The sequence below is a fragment of the Hyunsoonleella aquatilis genome (assembly GCF_014270105.1).
Classification (GTDB): domain Bacteria; phylum Bacteroidota; class Bacteroidia; order Flavobacteriales; family Flavobacteriaceae; genus Jejuia; species Jejuia aquatilis.
This window is the reverse complement of sequence record NZ_JACNMF010000001.1, coordinates 1,160,707-1,183,213: the sequence shown is the minus strand read 5'-3', so window position 1 is coordinate 1,183,213 and position 22,507 is coordinate 1,160,707. Positions and strand designations below refer to the sequence as shown.

At 38.4% G+C, this 22,507-nt stretch carries 25 protein-coding genes; 12 read left to right on the top strand and 13 right to left on the bottom strand.

Translation table 11 applies throughout. The features are described 5' to 3' along the window. Nucleotides 1-47 precede the first annotated feature (47 nt). On the bottom strand, nt 48-647 hold the full coding sequence (locus H7U19_RS05265) for a hypothetical protein (RefSeq protein WP_186559700.1): 600 nt from the start codon (nt 645-647) through the stop codon (nt 48-50). 264 nt (nt 648-911) lie between these two features. On the opposite strand from H7U19_RS05265, the gene H7U19_RS05260 reads away from it, so the two are divergent. Next, the gene (locus H7U19_RS05260; RefSeq protein WP_186559698.1) at nt 912-1,511 is read left to right on the top strand and encodes a YdeI/OmpD-associated family protein; all 600 of its coding nucleotides are present in this window, start codon (nt 912-914) and stop codon (nt 1,509-1,511) included. 177 nt (nt 1,512-1,688) lie between these two features. On the opposite strand, the gene yajC is transcribed toward H7U19_RS05260, so the two are convergent. The 3 genes from yajC to nusB form a co-directional block, all read right to left on the bottom strand. Beyond that, nucleotides 1,689-1,976 (bottom strand): preprotein translocase subunit YajC, encoded by a 288-nt coding sequence (gene yajC, locus H7U19_RS05255; RefSeq protein ID WP_186559696.1) that lies wholly within the window; start codon nt 1,974-1,976, stop codon nt 1,689-1,691. 10 nt (nt 1,977-1,986) lie between these two features. Further along, nucleotides 1,987-2,463, bottom strand: coding sequence for a DUF1573 domain-containing protein (locus H7U19_RS05250; RefSeq protein WP_186559694.1), 477 nt, complete (start codon nt 2,461-2,463; stop codon nt 1,987-1,989). Nucleotides 2,464-2,735: 272 nt separating this feature from the next. Next, entirely contained in the window at nt 2,736-3,683 is a 948-nt protein-coding gene (nusB, locus tag H7U19_RS05245) for a transcription antitermination factor NusB (RefSeq protein ID WP_246454596.1), read from the bottom strand. A 203-nt stretch (nt 3,684-3,886) separates the two neighbouring features. Between nusB and H7U19_RS05240 the strand changes: the two genes are divergently transcribed. After that, nucleotides 3,887-5,644, top strand: coding sequence for an ABC transporter transmembrane domain-containing protein (locus H7U19_RS05240; RefSeq protein WP_186559692.1), 1,758 nt, complete (start codon nt 3,887-3,889; stop codon nt 5,642-5,644). Nucleotides 5,645-5,780: 136 nt separating this feature from the next. After that, nucleotides 5,781-6,170 (top strand): PUR family DNA/RNA-binding protein, encoded by a 390-nt coding sequence (locus H7U19_RS05235; protein ID WP_186559690.1) that lies wholly within the window; start codon nt 5,781-5,783, stop codon nt 6,168-6,170. A 59-nt stretch (nt 6,171-6,229) separates the two neighbouring features. Here the strand turns inward: H7U19_RS05235 and H7U19_RS05230 are convergent, their stop codons facing one another. Beyond that, nucleotides 6,230-6,565, bottom strand: a complete 336-nt coding sequence (locus H7U19_RS05230) for a tRNA-binding protein (RefSeq protein ID WP_186559688.1) — start codon at nt 6,563-6,565, stop codon at nt 6,230-6,232. A 47-nt stretch (nt 6,566-6,612) separates the two neighbouring features. Between H7U19_RS05230 and H7U19_RS05225 the strand changes: the two genes are divergently transcribed. Continuing rightward, nucleotides 6,613-7,170 carry a thioredoxin family protein gene (locus H7U19_RS05225; protein WP_186559686.1) on the top strand — a complete coding sequence of 186 codons (558 nt, stop codon included), beginning with the start codon at nt 6,613-6,615 and terminating at the stop codon, nt 7,168-7,170. On the opposite strand, the gene H7U19_RS05220 is transcribed toward H7U19_RS05225, so the two are convergent. The 5 genes from H7U19_RS05220 to recQ form a co-directional block, all read right to left on the bottom strand. Further along, nucleotides 7,167-7,652: a GNAT family N-acetyltransferase gene (locus H7U19_RS05220; RefSeq protein ID WP_186559683.1), complete on the bottom strand. Its 486-nt coding sequence runs from the start codon at nt 7,650-7,652 to the stop codon at nt 7,167-7,169. The two genes, H7U19_RS05225 and H7U19_RS05220, sit on opposite strands and share 4 nt — an antisense overlap. 1 nt (nt 7,653) lies before the next feature. Continuing rightward, nucleotides 7,654-8,199 carry a YfiT family bacillithiol transferase gene (locus H7U19_RS05215; RefSeq protein ID WP_186559681.1) on the bottom strand — a complete coding sequence of 182 codons (546 nt, stop codon included), beginning with the start codon at nt 8,197-8,199 and terminating at the stop codon, nt 7,654-7,656. Between the two features lie 48 nt (nt 8,200-8,247). Continuing rightward, nucleotides 8,248-8,670, bottom strand: coding sequence for a hypothetical protein (locus H7U19_RS05210; protein WP_186559679.1), 423 nt, complete (start codon nt 8,668-8,670; stop codon nt 8,248-8,250). 196 nt (nt 8,671-8,866) lie between these two features. Next, nucleotides 8,867-9,799 (bottom strand): peptidylprolyl isomerase, encoded by a 933-nt coding sequence (locus H7U19_RS05205; protein WP_186559677.1) that lies wholly within the window; start codon nt 9,797-9,799, stop codon nt 8,867-8,869. A gap of 237 nt (nt 9,800-10,036) precedes the next feature. Then, nucleotides 10,037-12,241 carry a DNA helicase RecQ gene (gene recQ, locus H7U19_RS05200; RefSeq protein WP_186559675.1) on the bottom strand — a complete coding sequence of 735 codons (2,205 nt, stop codon included), beginning with the start codon at nt 12,239-12,241 and terminating at the stop codon, nt 10,037-10,039. Nucleotides 12,242-12,479: 238 nt separating this feature from the next. Between recQ and H7U19_RS05195 the strand changes: the two genes are divergently transcribed. The 6 genes from H7U19_RS05195 to H7U19_RS05170 all read left to right on the top strand — a co-directional run bounded on the left by H7U19_RS05195 (nt 12,480) and on the right by H7U19_RS05170 (nt 16,997). Then, on the top strand, nt 12,480-13,397 hold the full coding sequence (locus H7U19_RS05195; protein WP_186559914.1) for a KpsF/GutQ family sugar-phosphate isomerase: 918 nt from the start codon (nt 12,480-12,482) through the stop codon (nt 13,395-13,397). Next, the gene (tatC, locus tag H7U19_RS05190) at nt 13,397-14,218 is read left to right on the top strand and encodes a twin-arginine translocase subunit TatC (protein ID WP_186559673.1); all 822 of its coding nucleotides are present in this window, start codon (nt 13,397-13,399) and stop codon (nt 14,216-14,218) included. The genes H7U19_RS05195 and tatC overlap by 1 nt, the downstream gene beginning before the upstream one ends. A 246-nt stretch (nt 14,219-14,464) precedes the next feature. Next, complete coding sequence (gene lptB, locus H7U19_RS05185) at nt 14,465-15,205, top strand: LPS export ABC transporter ATP-binding protein (RefSeq protein ID WP_186559671.1); 741 nt, start codon at nt 14,465-14,467, stop codon at nt 15,203-15,205. A gap of 255 nt (nt 15,206-15,460) precedes the next feature. After that, nucleotides 15,461-16,321: an SPFH domain-containing protein gene (locus H7U19_RS05180; RefSeq protein ID WP_186559669.1), complete on the top strand. Its 861-nt coding sequence runs from the start codon at nt 15,461-15,463 to the stop codon at nt 16,319-16,321. 5 nt (nt 16,322-16,326) lie between these two features. Then, on the top strand, nt 16,327-16,818 hold the full coding sequence (locus H7U19_RS05175) for a hypothetical protein (RefSeq protein ID WP_186559667.1): 492 nt from the start codon (nt 16,327-16,329) through the stop codon (nt 16,816-16,818). Between the two features lie 2 nt (nt 16,819-16,820). Continuing rightward, complete coding sequence (locus tag H7U19_RS05170) at nt 16,821-16,997, top strand: type II toxin-antitoxin system antitoxin (RefSeq protein ID WP_186559665.1); 177 nt, start codon at nt 16,821-16,823, stop codon at nt 16,995-16,997. 16 nt (nt 16,998-17,013) lie between these two features. Here the strand turns inward: H7U19_RS05170 and H7U19_RS05165 are convergent, their stop codons facing one another. Next, nucleotides 17,014-17,898 (bottom strand): DUF808 domain-containing protein, encoded by an 885-nt coding sequence (locus tag H7U19_RS05165; protein ID WP_186559663.1) that lies wholly within the window; start codon nt 17,896-17,898, stop codon nt 17,014-17,016. 13 nt (nt 17,899-17,911) lie between these two features. Continuing rightward, nucleotides 17,912-18,637 (bottom strand): CDP-alcohol phosphatidyltransferase family protein, encoded by a 726-nt coding sequence (locus H7U19_RS05160; protein WP_186559661.1) that lies wholly within the window; start codon nt 18,635-18,637, stop codon nt 17,912-17,914. Between the two features lie 193 nt (nt 18,638-18,830). Here H7U19_RS05160 and H7U19_RS05155 point away from each other — a divergent pair, with 193 nt between their 5' ends. Together H7U19_RS05155 and H7U19_RS05150 are read left to right on the top strand one after the other, a co-directional pair. Continuing rightward, complete coding sequence (locus H7U19_RS05155) at nt 18,831-19,904, top strand: putative type IX sorting system protein PorV2 (protein ID WP_484496850.1); 1,074 nt, start codon at nt 18,831-18,833, stop codon at nt 19,902-19,904. Beyond that, the gene (locus H7U19_RS05150; protein ID WP_186559657.1) at nt 19,904-21,067 is read left to right on the top strand and encodes a lipoprotein N-acyltransferase Lnb domain-containing protein; all 1,164 of its coding nucleotides are present in this window, start codon (nt 19,904-19,906) and stop codon (nt 21,065-21,067) included. Before H7U19_RS05155 ends, H7U19_RS05150 begins: the two co-directional genes overlap by 1 nt. A 5-nt stretch (nt 21,068-21,072) precedes the next feature. Here the strand turns inward: H7U19_RS05150 and H7U19_RS05145 are convergent, their stop codons facing one another. Continuing rightward, complete coding sequence (locus tag H7U19_RS05145; protein ID WP_186559655.1) at nt 21,073-22,464, bottom strand: sugar transferase; 1,392 nt, start codon at nt 22,462-22,464, stop codon at nt 21,073-21,075. Between the last annotated feature and the right edge of the window lie 43 nt (nt 22,465-22,507).

The following is a 22,507-nucleotide window of genomic DNA, read 5'->3' as shown; positions in this document are numbered from 1 at the left end:
GCTTTGAACTTTAATAAATAATCGAGTTCACTTTGAATTTTTCTATTTTACTTGGCCTTTTTTTTCAATAACCACGACATACTCGTAGCTAATGAACTATATGCGGCTCCAATCCTCAGCTCCCTCTTATAAGGAGCAGTTTTAGCCTTTATCCGTAGTGGTGATTGTGATTCCCAAATAATGTTTTCCGGATTAGCCATTTCATATAATTTAAGGACGACATCTATCTTGGCTGGCTGTGTAAAACCAACATTATATCCCGGGTAAACCCATAATGTTTGAACATGTAAATTGTACTTCGCTTTAGGATTGTTTATCGAAACATTAATTTTTCTTTTTTCAGGCAATTTATTGTTTAAGTGTTCAATAAATAATGGCGCATATACAGTATCTCTATCTGCAAACCAAGAACCTTCAAATCTTTCTCCCGAGCCAGGATTATGCTCTTCTCTAATTCGAACCTTATCTTTTATAAAATCAGACTCTGATTGATAACCGTGCACCTGCATATTATCATACCCAAAAGAAACGGATAGTTCTTTTTCGCCAGCTAAAACAGAAATATCTCCAGAGCTGGTTTTTATTGTCTGACCTATAGCAGGAATTATAAAAACAATATTCAAAATGATGCAAAGCGCCTTTCTCATTTATTTTATCGGTTAGCAGTTATGTAAACATAATAATTATTCGATTGATTAACGCATGAAAGTTAGCTAATTTTTGGTATACGGCTCTTGACTGCCTATGTTTCTCATCTAAATAAATTCTCATTAGTAGCATAGACAATTAGTCTCTTTCCTAATATCTTAATTAAGAATAACCTAATCAGAATAGTATTTTGATTTTTATTTGTTAAATTAAGTGCTGAAACGAGCTACAAATCATAAATAATACATTAACAAAACTCGTAATTGAAAAAAATCCACTCTGTAGAAGAATACCTTGAAGAAAACCCACATTTTAGTGAGGCGTTGACTTTATTACGGAATACAATGCTATCCACCGAACTGGAAGAAACCATCAAATGGAGCTTTCCAGTATACACCCTCAACAACAAAAACGTGGTGAGTTTAGGGGCATTTAAGAACCATTTCGGCATTTGGTTTTTTAACGGGGTGTTTTTAAAAGATGAGCAAAATTTGCTTTCCAATGCCCAAGAGGGCAAAACCAAAGCCATGCGCCAAATGCGTTTTGAGTCCATTGCCGATATTGATAAAAATGTCGTATTAGCTTATGTAAAAGAGGCCATTGAAAATCAAAAGCTGGGAAAGGAAGTAAAACCGGATAGGCGCAAAAAGTCCGTCGTTATTCCCGAAGAATTGCAACAAGCTTTTAAAGAAAACCCAGAATTAAAATCTAGTTTCGAAAATCTTTCCAACCACAAGCAACGGGAATACTGCGAGCATATCAGTTCTGCCAAACGGGAGGCCACAAAACAATCTCGTTTGGAAAAAATTATTCCAATGATTATCCAGGGTGCTGGGCTACATGATAAGTATAAGAATTGTTAAAAGCACTAAACTTCCTGTCACTCTAGACTGTCAGACTGAGCACTCTCGAAAGCTTTCGGGACGAAGTCTTATTTCAGAATCGCGTAAGTAGCGGTTAAGATTCTTCGCTTTGCTCTGAATGACAAATAAAAAAGGCTCCCAAATTGGAAGCCTTCATTTCATCTAAAAAGATATTTATTATTTCGCAGGTGCGTTAAGCTTTGTGCTCATTTCCATAGAAATCGCAGAACGGTCAAACTTCAATTTTCCAGCCATGGTTTCAATCACACAACTGTTATCCTTGTCGTTTAACTCTGCAATCTTGCCGTGTAATCCGCTCTTGGTAATTACTCTATCGCCTTTTTTTAATTCAGCGGCAAATTTCTTTTCCTTTTTTGCGCGCTTCATTTGAGGTGCAATCATAAAGAAATAAATCACCACAAACATCAATACAAATGGCAATAAACTGCCGAATCCTTCTCCCATAATTCTTTATTTAGCTTTTTGCAGCAGGCTGTGCTTTATTTGGGTCTGGCTTTACAAACGCCGTGATTTTTACGGTTTCAGTCCCTTTTTCAGTGTTGGCGGTCACCGTTATGGTTTTTGATACTTTGTTGGTACCACTACCATTAAACTTTACTGTAAATTGACCTTCACCTCCTGGAGACAACGGTTCTCTGCTCCAATCTTGAGGCACTGTACATCCGCATGAACTTTTGATGTTGGTAATCACCAATGGTGCTTCACCAGTATTTTTATATTTAAAAACGGTTTCAACAGGAGTTTTAGCTTCTATTTCACCAAAATCGTGCTCTTTTTTATCAAATTCCAGTACAGGGAATTTTGAAGCTACTTCATCTCTCGCCGCAGCTTCGGCTACTTTGGTATCGTCAATTTTTTTACTGGCATCCTCTTTACAGGACGTAAAGGCCACCATACATAAAGTACTAAGTCCTAAAATTATTTTTTTCATGATAGTAATGTTTTTAAGTGCTTTGGTGCGCAAAAATAATAAAAAATTTCTTGAAAGGAACTATCCTTATATCTATGCTACATAAGTATTTCGTTATTTCATTTTAACCTTATGTCAAACGGAAATTTTTTATTTAGATTCCCTCCCGATAGCTATCGGGATTCACGGGAATGACAGTATCAATGGAAACCTCAACGCATAGCGCCTCGGAATTCGTTTTAAATATTTTGATGGTTTAAAAACTTTTATGGCTTTCTTAACAGGAAACGATACTAAATCAACCCACGCCCTACTTTGTTTAATTTCCCATCGTTTTTGTACTCCTTCACCAACTTATCCAAAATACCGTTGATAAAGATGCTACTTTTTGGTGTGGAATATTCCTTGGCAATTTCCAGATACTCGTTAATCGTCACTTTTACAGGAATGGACGGAAAATGTTGCAATTCCGAAATCCCCATTTGAAGCAGTACGTAATCTAAATTGGCAATACGGTCGGCATCCCAGTTTTTGGTTTTTTGCTCGATTTCAATATTGATGGAGGCACTATTCAAAATCGTTTTTCTGAACAAATCAATGGCAAATTGTCTATCATCCATATCTTTATACAATTCTGGCGTAAAATGGGTATCAGGCGTAGTCGGTTTCAATTTTCTGAGCATTTTTAAAATTGTGGTATTCACCGTAGGTAGGTCGTCCAGCCACGTTAAATTCTTGTCCTCAATATACTCGTACAATTTCTCATTGGGCGCAATAATCTCCTTGAACATATCAATGAAGAAATCCTTGTCTTCTTTAAAGTCGGATACTCTGGTTTGCATATAATCGGCATACAATTCACTACTGATAATCGCTTTGTAAATGATACCGACATACTCGCTGTCCAGTTCCCAATTTATCATTTTATTATTGTCAATGAGCTCTTGCAATTCCGTATTGGATTGCATCTTTTGAAAGATTTGATTGTTCACAAACTTCCTATTAGGATTTTTGTCTTCGGAAGTTGCCAGATGCTTTTTTTGTTTTTTCTGAAGATCCGCCTCCGCTCTTTTCTGCAGTTCCAGCAATAGGGAAATTAGCAACAAATAAAGATTGTACATATTGTCGATACTAAACAGCAGGAATTTTTCATCCTTGCTTAAATCATCACTTTCGCTTCCATTAAAAGCGTAAATGGTCTGCATTACTTTTACGCGGATATGTCGTCGGTTTAGCATCATGACAAAGAACTTAAGTTAAAACGTAGGTTGTGTTTTATTGCTTTTTTACGCTGGCAAAAATAAAACTATTTTCCTAAAACCGATTCAAATTTCAAGTTTTGTTGGAGTGAAATGTTTAGGGATTATTTAACAGCAAAGTGCACTTCTATAAAAGGCTTTGTGATTTTATTGGCTTATCTTTGCCGAACATTTTTTGATTTCAGGTGAAAGAGCTCAGGCATTTAAATAAATACTTCCTCAAATACAAAACCCATTTGATTATTGGTGTGATTATCACCATTACCGCAAAGATTTTTTTGATGGTAAGTCCTCGATATGTCGGCCGGATTATTGAAATTATTGAAAACGAGGGTAACCTTAGTGAAACGGCCATAAGGGGGGAATTATTGGAAGCCATACTATACATTATCGGCTCTGCCATTATTGCCGGAGTTTTAACTTTTTTTATGAGGCAAACAATTATTAATGTGTCCCGATATATCGAATACGACTTAAAAAATGAGATTTACGAACAGTACCAAAAGCTCTCACTAAACTTTTACAAAAAGAACCGTACGGGCGATTTGATGAATCGCATCAGTGAGGACGTAGGGCGGGTAAGAATGTACGCCGGCCCTGCCATTATGTATAGCATCAATACCTTGACTTTGTTTGTGATTGTGTTAGCATACATGTTCAATCAGGCACCAACATTAACGCTTTATACCATCCTTCCGTTGCCTATTCTTTCGGTGATTATATACCGATTGAGCAAGGAAATTCACAAGCGCAGTACTGTTGTTCAGGAATACTTATCCAAATTGAGCACGTTTACACAGGAGTCTTTCAGTGGTATTTCCGTAATAAAGGCCTACGGCATCGAACCTAAAACGGCTGAAGATTTTGATGCGCTTTCAACGACTAGCAAAGAAAAACAGTTGCATTTGGTGAGCGTGCAGGCACTCTTTTTCCCTATGATGATTTTACTCATCGGAGCCAGTAACCTTTTGGTGATATACATTGGGGGCATGCAATACATCAATGGAAAAATTGATAGTCTGGGCACCATTGCTGAATTTATTATTTATGTGAATATGCTCACCTGGCCCGTGGCTACAGTGGGTTGGGTCACCTCTATTGTACAACAGGCGGAAGCTTCGCAAAAGCGTATAAACGAATTTTTAAAAATAGAGCCTGAAATAAAAAATTTGGTGGACGGCCACACCGAAGTTACGGGGGATATCACATTCGATAATGTATATTTCACCTATGATGACACCAATATCCAAGCCCTAAAAGGTGTTTCTTTTGAAATTAAAGAAGGGGAAACCTTGGCCATTTTGGGTAAAACAGGTTCAGGAAAATCTACAATTTTAGACTTGATTGGGAGACTCTACGATGTGGATAAAGGAAATATTCAAGTGAACGGAATTATTATTGAACAGCACAATTTGAACGACCTACGGGAAAATATCGGATACGTACCACAGGATGCATTTTTATTTTCGGATTCGATTAAAAACAACATAAAATTCGGAAAAGAAGATGCTACGGATGAAGAAGTAATTACGGCCGCAAAAAATGCACAGGTTCATAAAAACATCGTGAAATTCAACAAAGGTTATGACACGGTTTTGGGTGAACGGGGCATTACACTTTCGGGCGGACAGAAGCAACGGGTTTCCATAGCACGGGCTATCATAAAATCGCCAAAGATTCTTTTGTTTGACGATTGCCTTTCTGCCGTGGATACCGAAACTGAAGAGAAAATCCTGAAAAATCTCTTTAAAATTTCTAAAAATAAAACGACAGTTATCGTTAGCCATCGTGTTTCTTCGGCTAAAAATGCGGATAAAATCATTGTTTTGGACAATGGTGAAATCATTCAAAAAGGCACCCACGAGGCCCTTGTCAATTCGGAAGGCTACTACAAGGATTTGTACCTAAAACAGTTGAGCGAAGCCGAAGAACATAAAGTTTGATACAAGATTTCCTTTTTTTCATTTTATGCAACAAAAATCAAGATTCCAAAAAGAAACTTCAAAAAATGTTGGTTAGTTTGTCTTTTTTTTAGATTTTTGATGTGCGCAAGCACTATTAAATTATATTGAAACTACAATGAACAACTATGGCATGATGGAGCAAGAGGAAATTTTTTCGAAGGTATTAAGGGCAGGAAGACGCACCTATTTTTTTGATGTAAGAGCGACAAAAGCAGAGGATTATTATTTGACCATTACGGAAAGTAAAAAGTTTACTAACGATGATGGATCTTACCACTACAAAAAGCACAAAATCTATATTTACAAAGAAGATTTTGCGGAATTCAGAGAGATTTTAGCTGAAATGACTGATTACATTATCCGGGAAAAAGGAGATGAGGTGATTAGCGAACGTCATCAAAAGGATTTCAAAAAAGAATATGAAACGCCTTCCTCAGAAACTGAAACTACCGAAGAGGTAAAATCCACAGAGAGTTTTACAGACGTGGATTTCGACGATATTTAAAACAAATTGAAATTAGATATAGAACCGTTGCTTTGCAACGGTTTTTTTGTACCCGTTTTTTAGTTGACCGCAGTTCCGTTTTTTACTTTAGTTTCGGGATTTAAAAGAATGACGTCTTTATCATCTACTGCTCCCAAAACCAGACATTCACTCTGAAAATTGGCAATCTGTTTCTTAGGAAAGTTTACTACGGCTATGATTTGTCGTTGCAACAAATCTTCTTTGGCATAACGCGTTGTGATTTGGGCAGAGGATTTTTTAATTCCCAAATCCCCAAAATCAATCGTAAGCTGATAGGCTGGATTTCGTGCTTCAGGAAAATCATTCACTTTAATGATTGTGCCCACCCGTAAATCCACTTTGGTAAAATCTTCAAAAGAAATAGCATCGCTCATTTTTTAAAAATACAAATTATTACGACATTTGAGCAAACTCTAAAAAAATGGCAAGAACCCCTTCAAATATGTTGCCACTTGGCACTAAAGCACCAGATTTTTCATTACTGGATACGGTTTCTCATAACAATTTAAACCTTAAAGACGTCAAGGGTGAAAAGGGTACTGTGATTATGTTTATTTGCAACCACTGCCCTTTCGTAATTCACGTTAATTCTGAATTGGTTGCGATCGCTAATGAATATCAAACGAAAGGCATTCAATTTATTGCTATTTCCAGTAACGACGCTGAAAATTATCCGCAGGACGGACCAGATAAAATGAAAGCGCATGCCAAAACCGAAGGCTATCCTTTTCCTTATCTTTATGATGAAACACAAGAAGTTGCAAAAGCCTACGATGCCGCCTGTACCCCCGACCTTTATTTATTTGATGCTCATTTAAAATTGGTGTACCGAGGCCAATTGGACGATTCCCGACCTGGAAATGATTTACCGCTTACGGGCAAGGATTTGCGACAGGCTTTGGATTGTTTGATTGATGGCAAGGAAAATATGGCAACTCAAAAACCGAGTATTGGCTGTAATATTAAATGGAAGGTTTAATTCAGTTTTAACTGCCAAATCCCAATATTTTGCCATTCGCCAAATTTCATTCCAACTTCCTGTAATTCAGCCACTTGCCTGAAACCAAACTTTTCATGTAGCTTAATACTGGCATCGTTGGGAACGGTAAGCACACCTAAAACCGTATGCAGGTTCATTTGCCTAAGTAGTTTCAATAATTCAGAATACAACTTTGTGCCAATCTGCTTCCCGTGGCAATCATGTTTCACATAAACTGTGGATTCTACCACATAATCATACGCAGGTTTGGGTCTGAACCTACTCCCATAGGCATAACCTAAAATCTCATTGTTTTCTTCATAAACAATAAAGGGATAATCGGCATTAATGCGGTTTATTTTTTCTTTGAATACTGCAATGGTCAAAGGTTCAATATCAAAAGTAGCAGTGGAATGCAACACATAATAATTGTAGATATCAAGCAATACCTTGGCATCGTCTATTTGCAAAGGGCGAATCATTTTAAGCCCAACCTTTTTGCTTGATCACATTTTCGATGTGGGCATAATGGTGATTGCTATGCCAGGCATAATTCCCTAAATTGTAGTCCAAAAATACTTCGCTATTGGTTTCTGGATGAATGAAACTTCTTTTGAAATCATCTTCACTCATGCTTTTCAGCAAGTTCACAAGCTTATAATGAATGGCTTTTAAATGCTCAATAGACATTTGAATTGGGTCTCCTTTGCTATCTGAAAGCTCAGCCCAGCGATCTTCAAAATAGGCTTTTATTAAAGGCTTTTCCTCTGTTAATGCCCATTTAAAACGCGAGTAGCTATGGTGATGGCTATCCGAAATATGGTGGACGGTTTGCCTGATTGTCCAACCTCCAGGTCTATAAGGCGTTTCCAATTGTTCTTTAGAAAGGTGTTTCACCAAGGCTTCCAATCGAATGGGGAACTTTTCCAAGATAGAAATCCATTCTGCAATATGTACTTCAGTAATTTGATCGGGACAATCAAATTTTCCAATGGGGTATTTTAGCTGTTCTAGTGCTTTAGAGTCCACAAGTGTAAGTTTTAAAATGTGATTCTAAAATAAGTATTAATTTGTAGATTAAGCCACTTTCTCCAAGTCTTTTTTGGCCCAATTTATGGCATCATACAGCGAATTGAAGCTTTTAATCTTGTTGTCGAAAAAGAGGTTCTCTACCATGACATTCATCTTGCCCATAGGGCTATCGGAAACCACGGCATACGCTTTCATACCGTAATCACTTTTAAAAAATTGCAACCAATCCACAGCCTTTACAGAATACGAATGGATGCGGTTGGAAATATATACAACATCCTTTCCATCAGTACCCAAATAATACGCAATATCCTGTACAAAATGTTTGGCGTGTTTTTTCCAACTTACCGTAACTCCCTGCTTAATCTCTGAAACGACAAAACCTTTAAATATATAAATGTCCCCAAATGGATAATTGAGTTCCTTTAATATTTGGGAATAGTATTCGGTATGTTTTACGCTAGTCACAAGGCAAAACTATGCGTAAGCAACGAGCCGATAAAAAATTTTCGACAAAGCAAATATTTAAACGTCATGTTAACTTTTTGTATAAAAAAAGCACTCCATAGAGTGCTTTTGTATATTTTGATTGACTTTTTAAAAGATCCTTCGACTCCATTCAGAATAAGCGATTCACAGACTTTGAAACAAAGTTGTTCTCTGCTTATTTTACATCCATCAACTCCACATCGAAAATCAAATTGGCATCCGGCGGAATAACACCTCCTGCACCACGACTTCCGTAAGCCAAATGACTTGGAATCACCAAACGTGCCTTGTCGCCAACATTTAATAAGCCGATACCTTCATCCCAACCTGGAATCACTTGACCAACACCTAATGGAAAATCAATGGGTTCGTTTCTCTTATACGAAGAATCGAATACTGTACCGTCAATCAATTGGCCTTTATAGTGCACGGAAACGGTTTTTCCTTTTTCCGCCTTTACACCTTCACCTTTTTGAATGATTTGGTAACGCAGACCGCTATCTGTTTTTTCAAAACCAGTGGCTACTTTTTCTAGTTCAGATTCTTGTTTCGCCTTTTCTTCAGCTAATCTTTTTTCACGGGAGCCTTCAAAGGTTCTAAATGCTTCAACAGCATTAAATGCTTCAGCCTCCGCACCTTCTCTTACAATTTCAATGCTATCAATAGCATCGCCTTGCGCAATGGCGTCCACCACTTCCTGTCCGTGTTCCACCTTTCCAAAAACGGTGTGGTTGTTGTCCAACCATGGGGTTTCTATGTGTGTGATAAAGAACTGGCTTCCGTTTGTTCCCGGACCAGCATTTGCCATAGACAATACGCCTGGACCATCGTGTTTTAATTCTGAATGAAACTCGTCGTCAAATTGATAACCTGGTCCGCCGGCTCCAGTTCCGTTAGGGCATCCGCCTTGAATCATAAAATCTGGAATCACCCTGTGGAATTTTAAACCATCGTAGTACGGTTGTCCCTGAGGCTTAACCGAATTCTCTAAATTACCCTCGGCCAAAGCCACAAAGTTGCCCACCGTTCCTGGTGTTTTTTTATATTCTAAAGCGACCAATATTTCGCCCTTTGATGTATTGAATTTCGCGTATAATCCGTCTTGCATGTTTCTGATTTTTAATGAGGTGCAAATATAGGAAACTAAGTTTGAAGTTTGAAGCTGGAAGTAGGAAGAAAAATGGATATTGTTCGAACATTTGAAAGTTTGAAGGACACGGATATTATAGATTATCACAAACTAGCTATTCCGCAGAGTCACACGGAGATTTAATAGAGTTTCGCCGAGAAATTGAAACCATAAACCTGAAACTTGAAACTGAAAAACCGCGCCTGCGACTCAGAACTAATTAGCCACCTCGCTAATAAACTTAATGCGGTACAAGCGCAGTTCCTCATCATCATAATCGCCATCAAACTCATCAATGGCATCGTCTATGCTGTCGGTTTCGGATTCCATAAAATAGTCGTGGATTTCTTCCTGTTGGTCCTCGTCCAAAATTTCATCAATCCAATAATTGATGTTGAGCTTGGTTCCTGAAAACACAATCACCTCCATTTCCTTGATAAACTCTTCCATACTCATGCCTTTGGAGGAAGCAATATCATCAAGCGGTAATTTTCGGTCTACATTTTGAATGATGTACAATTTATTGGCAGAATTACTGCCTGTAGATTTTACCACCAAATCGTCAGGGCGAACAATATCATTTTCCTCAACATAATTGGCAATAAGGGCAACAAAATCTTTTCCGTACTTTTTCGCTTTACCATCACCTACCCCATGAACGTTGCTCAATTCAGAAAGCGATACTGGGTACTTTAAAGCCATATCCTCCAGAGAAGGGTCTTGAAAAATCACAAACGGCGGTACGCCCAATTTTTTCGCATTCTTTTTGCGCAAATCCTTGAGCATATTCATCAACTTTTCATCGGCAACGCCACCTCCAACTTTTGAAGCCGTAATAATCCCGCTATCATCTTGATTGTCATCAAACACATGGTCTTCTGTCATCATAAAGGATGTTGGCCTTTTAATAAAATCTTTGCCTTCAGCCGTCAATTTAATGACACCATAAGTTTCGATATCTTTTCGGAGATAACCGGCTACCAATAGCTGGCGCAATAGTGCCATCCAATATTTGTCTTCTTCCTGTTTTCCTTTTCCAAAAAATGGCTGTTCGTTGGTTTTATGCGAGTTGATTAATGCATTTTCTTTTCCGATAATCACATTTACCAAATCCTTCGATTTGTATTTTTCATTGGTATTGTCAACGGTTTCCAAAAGGAATTTTGCGTTATCCTTGGCCTCGGTTTTCTTTTTGGGGTGGCGGACATTATCATCCATATCGCCGCCCTCACCTGTTGCATTATCGAATTCTTCGCCGAAATAGTGCAAAATAAACTTTCGCCTTGAAATAGAAGTTTCAGCAAAAGCCACCATTTCCTGTAGCAATGCATGCCCAATTTCCTGTTCGGCCACGGGCTTTCCCGACATAAACTTCTCAAGCTTTTCAATATCCTTATAGGAGTAAAACGCCAAACAATGCCCTTCACCACCATCACGACCGGCACGCCCGGTTTCCTGATAATAACTTTCAATACTTTTAGGAATGTCATGGTGTATCACAAACCGCACATCGGGTTTATCGATACCCATTCCAAAGGCAATTGTGGCCACTACAACATCTATATCCTCCATCAAAAACATATCCTGATGGCTAGACCTCGATTTGGCGTCCAAACCAGCGTGGTAAGGCACAGCCTTAACACCGTTTACTTGCAGTACCTGAGCCAATTCCTCTACACGTTTTCGGCTTAAACAATACACAATACCCGACTTGCCTTCATTCTGCTTCACAAAACGAATGATATCTACATCTACATTCTTCGTTTTTGGACGCACTTCGTAATATAAGTTCGGTCGGTTAAAAGATGCCTTAAACGTCTTTGCTCCAGAAATACCCAAATTCTTAATGATATCCTCTTGAACCTTTGGAGTGGCTGTTGCAGTCAATCCAATAATTGGAATATTATCCCCAATACGGCCGATAATATGACGTAAGTTTCGGTATTCTGGTCTAAAATCGTGTCCCCATTCGCTAATACAATGCGCTTCATCTATCGCCATAAACGATATTTTCACAGAGCGCAGGAACTCTACATTTTCCTCTTTGGTGAGGGATTCTGGAGCTACGTATAACAATTTGGTTTTTTTACTTACTATATCTTCTTTTACCCGTTTTACCTCTGTTTTATTAAGTGAGGAATTTAATACATGGGCAATGCCTTCTTCATTGGAAACGCCTCGAATGGCATCCACTTGATTTTTCATAAGGGCAATTAATGGTGAAACCACGATGGCAGTTCCTTCCTGCATTAACGCCGGCAGTTGATAACAAAGAGATTTACCACCCCCGGTGGGCATAATCACAAACGTATGGTTACCATCTAAGATACTTTTAATAACACTTTCTTGCAGTCCTTTGAACGTGTTAAACCCAAAATAGGTTTTTAGGGCACCTTGCAGGTCAGCTTTCGCAATTGACATGAAATCTATAAATTAATTAACTAATACCTCAATCCTAGATACGACAAATTTAGCCTTTACTTAGGAGAGCCCTCTTTCATTTTTTCGTTAGTTTTGTATCGAATTTTTGAATTTACGATAATTTCTTAAGTTGGCTGACACTAAAGATAACAATTTCTTTAAAAGTGCTAACACAATAAAAACAATAAATTTGAACAACAAATCGAGAATTATTGAAACAGCAAGGCAAACCATTGACATGGAGAGCAAAGCGATTTCAAATTTAGCAACACTTTTAGATGACGATTTCGCAGATGCGGTGGAGTTGATTTTTAATTCCAAAGGACGGGTGATCATCACTGGGGTTGGCAAAAGCGCCATCATCGCACAAAAAATTGTGGCCACTTTGAATTCTACGGGAACCCCATCCATTTTTATGCATGCCGCCGATGCCATTCACGGCGACCTAGGTTTGATTTTGGAGGATGACGTTGTGATTTGTATTTCAAAAAGTGGGAATACACCAGAAATTAAAGTACTCGTCCCGTTGATAAAAATGGCCGAAAATAAGATGATTGCCATCACCGGAAATGTGGCATCTTTCCTTGGACAACAGGCCGACCATGTTTTGAACGCCTTTGTTGAAAAAGAAGCCTGCCCAAATAATTTGGCTCCAACCACAAGTACTACGGCACAAATAGTAATTGGGGATGCGCTAGCGGTCTGTCTTTTAGAAAAACGTGGGTTTTCCAGTAACGATTTTGCGAAATACCACCCGGGTGGTTCCTTGGGTAAAAAGCTATATTTAAGAGTAAACGACATTGCATCGGTAAACCGAAAGCCGCAGGTTAATGCCAATGCCAGTATAAAGGATGTAATCGTTGAAATATCCGAAAAATTGCTTGGGGTTACTGCTGTTCTGGAAAACGGAAGCATCGTCGGGGTAATTACTGATGGTGATTTACGTAGAATGTTAAGCAGAACTGATGATTTCTCATCGCTGAAGGCCAAAGATATCATGAGCAAAAACCCAAAACGCATCTCCTCAGATGCCCTGGCAATTGACGCCAAAGAAGTTATGGAAGACAATGGCATTTCCCAAATTTTGGTTGAGGACAATGGTAAATACGGTGGGGTAGTCCATTTACATGATTTGGTAAAAGAAGGTATTATATAATGGCGAAGAAGAATGTGAACGAAATGTCCTTTTTGGACCACCTGGAAGAGTTGCGATGGCATTTGATCCGATGTGTCGTGGCGGTAATCATCGCTGCAACTGTAGCATTTCTATTAAAAGGTTTTATTTTTGAAGTGCTAATTTTTGGGCCATCAAAACCAGATTTTTTGACTTACGATATTCTCTGCAAAGCCTCACAACTTTTAGGATTTGAAAGTTTTTGTAATACCGAATTTGATTTTGAAGTGCAAAGTCGCACCATGGCCGGGCAGTTTTCCGCTCACATTTGGACGTCAATAACCTTTGGCTTTATAACCGCCTTTCCTTACATCATTTACGAGCTCTGGAAATTTATCAGCCCAGCCATGCATGCAAATGAGCGTAAATATTCGCGTGGATTTATCGTGGTTTCATCACTTTTATTTTTTATCGGCGTTTTGTTTGGGTACTATATTATCTGCCCGCTGTCCATTAATTTTTTGGGCACCTATTCCGTGGCGGACAGGGTACATAACGATTTTGACCTAAATAGTTACATTGGCCTAATTCGTGCCTCAGTTCTCGCTTCGGGGCTTATTTTTGAATTGCCCATCATCATTTATTTCCTAACAAAAGTGGGCATCGTTACCCCGGAAATTTTAAAAACCTACAGAAAATATGCGCTAGTTGTAGTACTTATTTTGGCCGCAATTATCACACCTCCGGATGTAGCAAGTCAGGTAATTGTTGCTATCCCCATCATCATTTTGTACCAAATCAGCATTTATATTTCAAAAATCGTGCTGCGCAATCAAAAGCGACGAGAAAAGGAGAACAGTTAGATTTTTTGGGCGTTACCCACTCCCGATAACTATCGGGAGGGTCGGGCTTTCCGCTTATAGTTTTGGCTCGATGCGCCCCTCGCCAAAAGCTACCGCTTCAATCCCTAACGCGGGCACCCCCCAAGGCATAGGGTTTACCCAAGCCTACAGGCAATCCGTCAATTGCCTAACAACAAAAACCGTTAACAAAACGTTATACGCCCATTACAATTTCCACAATTAATTAAAATTTCCGTAATTGCACCCATGATTCTAAGAGCTGAAAATTTGATGAAGTCCTACAGCGGACGACAAGTCGTAAAAGATGTATCCCTTGAGGTAAATCAAGGCGAAATTGTGGGGCTTCTAGGGCCTAACGGAGCCGGGAAAACCACATCATTTTACATGATTGTTGGACTCATCAAACCTAACGGTGGCCATATCTTTTTGGATAATACCGAAATTACCACCTACCCCATGTACAAACGTGCACAAAACGGAATTGGGTATTTGGCGCAAGAGGCTTCTGTATTCAGGAAATTAAGTATTGAGGATAATATCTTAAGCGTGCTGCAACTTACGAAATTGAGTAAAAAGGAACAACGCCTAAAAATGGAATCCTTAATCGAAGAATTCGGTTTAGGGCATATCCGTAAAAGCCGTGGCGACCTGCTTTCAGGAGGGGAACGACGCCGCACCGAAATTGCTCGTGCCTTAGCTACCGACCCTAACTTTATCCTTTTGGACGAACCCTTTGCCGGGGTTGACCCTGTTGCCGTGGAAGACATACAGCGTATCGTTGCGCAACTCACCAAAAAGAATATCGGCATCCTGATTACGGACCACAATGTACAGGAAACTTTGGCGATTACAGACAGAACCTATTTGATGTTTGAAGGCAGCATCCTTAAAGCCGGAGAACCTGAGGAACTGGCCAACGACGCCATGGTGCGTAAAGTATATTTAGGCCAAAACTTCGAGTTACGAAAGAAGAAGATTCGGGACTAACCCATGTCTCATTAAACATTTCTGTCATTCTTGACTGGGTTACTGAGCGAGGTCGAAGTAAGGCAGAAATCCATTTTTTATCATTTTAGTTACTAAAAATAGGCAATCGTGCACAATACTTTTTGATGCATTCGCACCCATTTTTGTCTTTTTTTTGGAATCACAATTGAAAATATTCTGAAAATCAGTACTATTATTGGAAATTTAATTATATCTTTATGATATCATTTTAATATCATTTTAAATCTTTATATCATGAAAGAAGAAAAAATAATCACCCCGGCCAATGGATATCTAATGTTATTTGTTTTCCTAATCCTGCTTTTGGGAAGTGTTGCCTTGATTTTAACTACTGGTCAGGTACTTTTTGTGATTGGCATTATTCTAGCCATCCTCATTGTAAAAGGGTTTATAATGGTACAACCCAACAATTCCAGAGTGCTTTTGCTCTTTGGGGAATATGTAGGTACCATAAATAAAAATGGCTTTTTCTGGGTGAATCCGTTTTATTCCAAAAAGAAAATTTCCCTCAGAGCCAGTAATTTTGACAGCGAACGCCTAAAAGTGAACGATAAACTTGGCAACCCCATCATGATTAGTACCATTCTTGTTTGGCGTGTGCAGGACACTTACAAGGCCGCGTTTGATGTGGACAACTACGAAAATTTTGTGCGTGTACAAACAGATGCCGCAGTTCGAAAATTGGCCAGCATGTACCCCTATGATAATTTTGCCGACGAAGGCCATACGGAAGATATTACATTAAGGTCTAGCGTAAACGAGGTAAGTGCCACACTGGAAAAAGAAATCGACGAACGCTTGTCCATTGCTGGTATTGAAGTTCTTGAGGCACGAATCGGATATTTGGCCTACGCTCAGGAAATTGCTAATGCAATGCTAAAGAGACAACAGGCTACGGCCATTGTTGCAGCACGCCACAAAATTGTTGAAGGGGCTGTAAGCATGGTGGAAATGGCCCTTGAAGAATTGGGCAAAAAGGAGATTGTGGATTTAGATGAAGAACGCAAGGCAGCCATGGTCAGTAACTTGATGGTAATACTGTGTGGAGATAAAGATGCTTCACCTGTTTTAAACACTGGAACTTTAAATCAGTAAACAAAATGAGAATTTTCAAAGAAGAGCAACGCTTCACCCAAACTTGGCTTATAATTTTATTAGTGGTTTTCTCGATAGTTCCTTTAGTACTCATTTATAGAGCTTTTCTGGACCAAAAAATGAATATCATTAACTTTACAATTGCGACTACCTTAATCATGGCGGGCAACGGATTAATTTTTCTATTCAAATTGAAAACACGAATTGACGACATCGGTATACACTATCAATTTTTTCCGTTTCACTTAAAAATGAAAATCATACCTTGGAAAACTATCAAAAGTGCAGAAACCAGAACGTATGACGCCCTGTCGGAATATGGCGGTTGGGGATTAAAAGGAGGTCTTTTTTGGAAAAGAGAAAAAGGAATAGCCGTGAACGTATCTGGAAATATTGGTATTCAACTAACACTTGTTGACAATAAAAAGATTTTAATTGGAACCCGAAGAAGAAGTGATGTAGATGTTATTTTAGCAAAATATTCAAATAAGACTTAAAAATGGCTAAGAAAAAGGCTTTTGCATTGCGCATAAATGAGGATATGCTTAAAGCTATTGAAAAATGGGCCGCGGATGAATTTCGCAGTACCAATGGCCAAATTGAATGGATGCTGAACGAAAGTTTAAAAAAAGCCAAACGCTCTCCTAAAAAAGGGAGTTCTGGCAAAGAAGAATGACATGTTCGCCAAAACACTAACGTTTTTTAGCGAACATCTTCTTAACCATGTCAACAAATGGCAAAAGAATAAAACCCGCCAGCAAACCAACCAAAAACTCTTCCAATATAGATGGAAGAGCAAACCTTTCTAAAAAATGGTGTATAGGCTCAATGTTATGGACAAAAATACCACCTGCCACTAAAATAAGGGCAATGGTTCCTATTACAGAAAGGCTTCTGATTACTAATGGAAGCGCCCTAATCAAAAACTTTCCAAGGGTTGCCAAAACGCCATTTTCCTTTGAGCTCATCTTCAGCAACCTATATCCAAAATCATCCATTCTAACGATAAGCGCTACTATACCATAAACACCGACTGTCGCAATTACACACACAATCGAAACAACCAATATTTGGAATAAAATTGGCTTTTCCAATACTGTTCCCAACGCAATAATTACGATTTCTACAGATAATATAAAATCTGTAAATATGGCCGACTTTATTTTTTTCTTTTCGGCTATTTCCTGTTCTTCTTTGGTTAAGGCTTTATCGGCATACACTCTATACTCGTCCTTATGATTTCGGTGAAATAAAAATTCATAAATTTTTTCAGCCCCTTCATAAGCCAAATACAATCCGCCAAGTACCAAAGCCACGATAACAGCAATTGGAACGAAAGCACTTAGCAAAAAGGCTATGGGTAAAATAATGAGTTTATTTAAGGCAGAACCTTTGGTAATTGCCCAAAGCACTGGGAGCTCCCTAGAGGCTACAAACCCCGTAGCCTTTTCCGCATTCACAGCCAAATCATCACCCAAAATCCCGGCTGTTTTCTTAGTAGAAATTTTGCTCATGGCTACTACATCATCCATGAGAACAGCAATATCATCCAGCAAAGCAAAAAAACCTGATGCCATTCTTTATTTAAATTTATTTTGAGGTTAAATTATCAAGAACAGACATACCGATGTAAAGCAAAATAATGACAGGAATGGCTCCAAAATGCAAAACGATAAGCAATACCAAACACAAGATGATAAAAATATAACGTGTGGCATTGGTCTTAAAACTGTAGTCCTTAAACTTTAGGGCAAAGAGCTTAATATTTGAAGTTAAAATCCAGCAACTAAAAATGGTCAGCCCAATTAAAAACCATTTGTTTAAAATGATGGCATTAATGGTATCGTTATCCTGAAACTTTAGAATCAATGGCAAGGACAGAATCAGCAGCGCATTAGCTGGTGTAGGCAAGCCTTTAAAAAAGTTTTGCTGCTCAGAATCTATATTGAATTTTGCCAGTCGGTAGGCTGAGGCCAGAGTAATTGCCAACCCACAGAAGGGCATCAAAGGAATTTCAAAACATTTTGATAAATCTACCTCTCCCCAAGCCAAGTCAGCAATTTCCAAAAGTTTATACATTACAATCCCCGGAACCAAACCACTCGTCACCACATCTGCCAGAGAATCCAGTTGCAGCCCCAATTCACTTTGCACTTTCAATTTCCTTGCAGCAAATCCATCAAAAAAATCGAAAAATATTCCTAAAAACACGAAGAATGCGGCAACTACAAAATTGTCGTTCACAGCAAAAATAACAGCAATACACCCGCAAAACAAATTAAGAAGGGTCAGTGCATTGGGTATGTATTGTTTCATAAAAAATGTTTTGGTAAAAATAACAAACAATTTTACTCTGTGGCATTTCCTGTAATTTTTGTGTTTTAAAATAAAGAACGTGCGCAACAAATCTCACCGTTTTACGTTGTAACATAATGCATAAATAAGGTGTTTTTATAGGATACGCTATGATAAAAAGGGTATAATGTGCATCTTTGCAAAAAAATTGCGATTGAGGTATTTTACAACTGCATTATTTAGCTTAATAACGCTCTCCATCTTTAGTCAAACCGTTAGAAAATATTCCAACGAGTTTATGAATATTGGTGTGGATGCGGCCGCATTGGGCATGAGCAGTGCCGTAACGGCACATTCTGCGGATGTAAATTCTGGCTACTGGAACCCCGCAGGGCTGGTGCATATTGAGGACAACCAGTTAGCACTGATGCATTCCAGCTATTTTGCCAATATTGCCAATTATGACTATGCCGCCTTCTCGATGCCTTTGGATGATAGAAGTGCCATTGGAATCTCATTGATTCGATTTGCTGTGGATGACATTTTGAATACTACGCAACTTATTGATGAACAAGGCAATATTAACTACGATAGAATTAGCTTATTTTCTACGGCAGACTATGGTTTAACGTTTTCATATGCCAGACGGCTGGCTTTGCACGATGGTATCAGTTATGGTGTTAATGCCAAAGTAATTCGGAGGATCATCGGAGATTTTGCTTCATCTTGGGGATTTGGATTGGATGCCGGAATTCAATTTGAAACCAGAAATGATTGGAAATTTGGAGTGATGGCACGTGATATTACTACTACTTTTAATGCCTGGGCCATTGATGAAAATGAGTTTGCCACAATACGGGACGCTGTGGAGGGCCAAAATCAGGAACTACCGGAAACTACAGAAATTACCATACCTAAATTGCAAATCGGCATTTCAAAATTGATGACCTTTCATTACGATTATACCTTGTTGGCCTCCATGAATTTGAATGTGCGTTTTGAAGAAAACAACGATATTTTTTCATCGTCCTTTGCGAGTATTAACCCTGCTTTAGGATTTGAATTTGGATATATTGATATGGTATATTTGCGTGGTGGCCTTGGTAATTTTCAAAATGAATTGCAGATTGATAACTCTGAGCAGCTTAGTTTCCAACCTAGTTTTGGTGTAGGATTTAAATATAGCGGCGTTCAAATCGATTATGCATTTACTGATATTGGCGACCAAAGTGTAGCCCTGTATTCTAATGTATTTTCCCTAAAACTCGATTTTAGTATCTTTAGATAATGCGAAAGGTATTACTCTTAGTTTTTTCATTTCTATTTTTATCCGCGCAAGCGCAACAGCTATCAGAAACAGCTGAGATAAGTGTTTTAACGATAGGGCCAGGCACATCCTTAAATGATGCATTCGGGCACAGCGGCATACGGATTAAGGACAAAACGAAGGGTCTTGATTTGGTATTCAACTATGGGGTTTACGATTTTGATGCTCCCAATTTTTATCTAAAATTTGCCCAAGGGAAATTGAATTATCTTATCGGGGTAGATCGTTTTGATAATTTCTTTTATGCCTACACCCAACAAAACAGAAGCGTAAAAGAGCAGGTTTTAAATCTTTCGGCATCTGAAAAACAAAAACTCTATGAGTTTCTTTTAGAAAATTACATGCCAGAAAACCGGCGTTATCTGTATGAATTCTTTTTTGACAATTGTGCAACACGGATCAAGGACGTAGCCATTTTAGCAACGGAAAGAACAATCCAATTCAAAATTCCCGAGGATTATAAGAAGGCTACATTTAGAGAGCTTATTCATCAAAATGTCAACCGAAATTCCTGGGGAAGTTTTGGAATTGATTTGGCTTTGGGTGCCGTAATCGACAGAAAAGCCACTCCCGAACAACAAATGTTTTTACCAGAAAATATCTATCGATTTTTTGAAAAGGCTACTTTGGGAAATACGGATGTTCCTCTAGTGAAAGAGAGTCGTGTATTATTTGATCCAGAACCAATTTCAGATGACTCCAACTTCCTATTTAGCCCTCTTTTCGTATTTGGTATTCTTAGCTTGATTATTCTTTTTATCACCCATAAGGATTTCAAAAATAAAAGACAGACCAAAGTTTTGGATATTATCTTATTTGTTTTGACCGGATTAGCCGGGGTAATTATCCTATTATTATGGTTCGCCACCGACCACAAAGGCACGCATCAAAATTACAATTTGTTATGGGCCAATGCTCTAAATTTGATTGCTGTTTTTCAATTATTTCAAGCTAAACCTCGCGCTTGGTTTGTCAAGTATTTGAAGCTGCTAATAATTCTGTTGTGCCTGCTGACTTTACATTGGCTAATTGGGGTGCAAGTATTTGCTATTGGATTGATACCCCTTTTGATTGCCCTTTTTGTTCGTTACCTGTTTTTGGTACGTCACTACAGTAAATCGTAAACTTGCTACTGGCCTCGGAAAAAAATTACCGTACTTAAAGTTTTAACGAAAATATTGACGTCTAGTACAAAACTTCGATGTTTGATGTAATATAGATCATATTGAAGTTTAAGCAAGCTATCATCTATAGACGAGCCATAACGTGTTTTTACCTGGGCCCATCCGGTTAAACCGGGTTTCACAATATGCCGTGTTTCATAAAAAGGCAGTATTTGGGAAAGCTCCCGCACAAAATGAGGGCGCTCTGGCCGAGGCCCTATTAAACTCATGTCGCCCTTGAGAATATTAACGAACTGTGGTATTTCATCAATTCTGGTATTTCGCATAAATCTGCCGAAAGGCGTAATCCGATGATCGTTTTTCTTTGCCCAAACAGCCCCATCCATTTCCGCATTTCTAACCATGGTACGAAATTTAATAATTTTAAATAGGTTTCCATTTTTTCCGATACGTTCCTGATTATAAAAAAGCGGGCCACGATTGGCAATAAGATTCCCCAAAAGCACTAACGGTAATAGTGCTATTCCGAAAACTAGGCCTATCAACGAAATCAACATATCAAAAAAACGGTGAAAAAAGAGATACATTTTGTTTTGGTTGCTTCGGCTAAAAGGGAAATATTTATAAAAATCCTTCCCAACAAATTGAACGGGAACCCTTTGCGTCAATTCCTCATACACCTGGGTGTATTCTTTAATGGGTACTCCACCCTCCAATAGTGTTATCAAATCCCTGTAAATATCCGAAGTAATATTCTCGGAATTATAAGTGGCAATCACAATTTCCGAAATGTTTTCTTCCTTAATAACATCATAAATCTCCCTGGGATGATACTCCCGCAAATCCTTAAACCTAACCTTTTCGGATTTGTTGATTTCGCAATTAATAAACCCAACAACCTTATAATTTGGGTCTGCATCGTTGAATGTCTTTAAAATCGTTTTAATGTTTGAGGTTTCACCTACTATCAGTACTTTTCTGTAAAATCGAGGTGAGGTAACGAAATTAATATATGCAAAACGCCAAATAAAAAGTGCAAGCAAAATTGATAGAAAAAAATAGAGAATTTGCAAGCGGTTCTCTGGTAAAACTGGGGTTAAAAACGGGGTCAACAAGTAAAACAGCACTGTAACGGAGGCGGTAAGTAAAATATTGACCCAAACCTTTTCAAACTTACTGGATTTCTGCAAATCGTAAAGCTCAAAAATGGTTCCAAACCCCCAAATATAAACGACCAAAACGAATATCCACTTCCAGTTTTCTTGGGTGATTGAAAAGTAGTCGAAAGCAAAAGTATTGCCCACAAAATACAGCACAAAAAGTATGGAAACCAGATCAAAAAGCCGTAATAATACTTTACGCTCCGATATATTAAAATGTATGGTGTTCTTAGGCATCAGGTCGGGAGAGGATTACTAAGCTGCCCAAATATACTAAGTT

Coding starts and splice junctions, on each gene's coding strand:
- H7U19_RS05175 (WP_186559667.1), top strand. CDS start 16,327: ATGAGAATTTTCAAAGAAGAGCAACGCTTCACCCAAACTTGGCTTATA.
- H7U19_RS05220 (WP_186559683.1), bottom strand. CDS start 7,652: ATGATTCGCCCTTTGCAAATAGACGATGCCAAGGTATTGCTTGATATC.
- H7U19_RS05165 (WP_186559663.1), bottom strand. CDS start 17,898: ATGGCATCAGGTTTTTTTGCTTTGCTGGATGATATTGCTGTTCTCATG.
- recQ (WP_186559675.1), bottom strand. CDS start 12,241: ATGTCAATTGCGAAAGCTGACCTGCAAGGTGCCCTAAAAACCTATTTT.
- H7U19_RS05180 (WP_186559669.1), top strand. CDS start 15,461: ATGAAAGAAGAAAAAATAATCACCCCGGCCAATGGATATCTAATGTTA.
- H7U19_RS05230 (WP_186559688.1), bottom strand. CDS start 6,565: ATGAGCGATGCTATTTCTTTTGAAGATTTTACCAAAGTGGATTTACGG.
- nusB (WP_246454596.1), bottom strand. CDS start 3,683: ATGATGCTAAACCGACGACATATCCGCGTAAAAGTAATGCAGACCATT.
- H7U19_RS05145 (WP_186559655.1), bottom strand. CDS start 22,464: ATGCCTAAGAACACCATACATTTTAATATATCGGAGCGTAAAGTATTA.
- H7U19_RS05150 (WP_186559657.1), top strand. CDS start 19,904: ATGCGAAAGGTATTACTCTTAGTTTTTTCATTTCTATTTTTATCCGCG.
- yajC (WP_186559696.1), bottom strand. CDS start 1,976: ATGGGAGAAGGATTCGGCAGTTTATTGCCATTTGTATTGATGTTTGTG.
- H7U19_RS05235 (WP_186559690.1), top strand. CDS start 5,781: ATGAACAACTATGGCATGATGGAGCAAGAGGAAATTTTTTCGAAGGTA.
- H7U19_RS05225 (WP_186559686.1), top strand. CDS start 6,613: ATGGCAAGAACCCCTTCAAATATGTTGCCACTTGGCACTAAAGCACCA.
- H7U19_RS05265 (WP_186559700.1), bottom strand. CDS start 647: ATGAGAAAGGCGCTTTGCATCATTTTGAATATTGTTTTTATAATTCCT.
- tatC (WP_186559673.1), top strand. CDS start 13,397: ATGGCGAAGAAGAATGTGAACGAAATGTCCTTTTTGGACCACCTGGAA.
- H7U19_RS05195 (WP_186559914.1), top strand. CDS start 12,480: ATGGAGAGCAAAGCGATTTCAAATTTAGCAACACTTTTAGATGACGAT.
- H7U19_RS05250 (WP_186559694.1), bottom strand. CDS start 2,463: ATGAAAAAAATAATTTTAGGACTTAGTACTTTATGTATGGTGGCCTTT.
- H7U19_RS05205 (WP_186559677.1), bottom strand. CDS start 9,799: ATGCAAGACGGATTATACGCGAAATTCAATACATCAAAGGGCGAAATA.
- lptB (WP_186559671.1), top strand. CDS start 14,465: ATGATTCTAAGAGCTGAAAATTTGATGAAGTCCTACAGCGGACGACAA.
- H7U19_RS05160 (WP_186559661.1), bottom strand. CDS start 18,637: ATGAAACAATACATACCCAATGCACTGACCCTTCTTAATTTGTTTTGC.
- H7U19_RS05170 (WP_186559665.1), top strand. CDS start 16,821: ATGGCTAAGAAAAAGGCTTTTGCATTGCGCATAAATGAGGATATGCTT.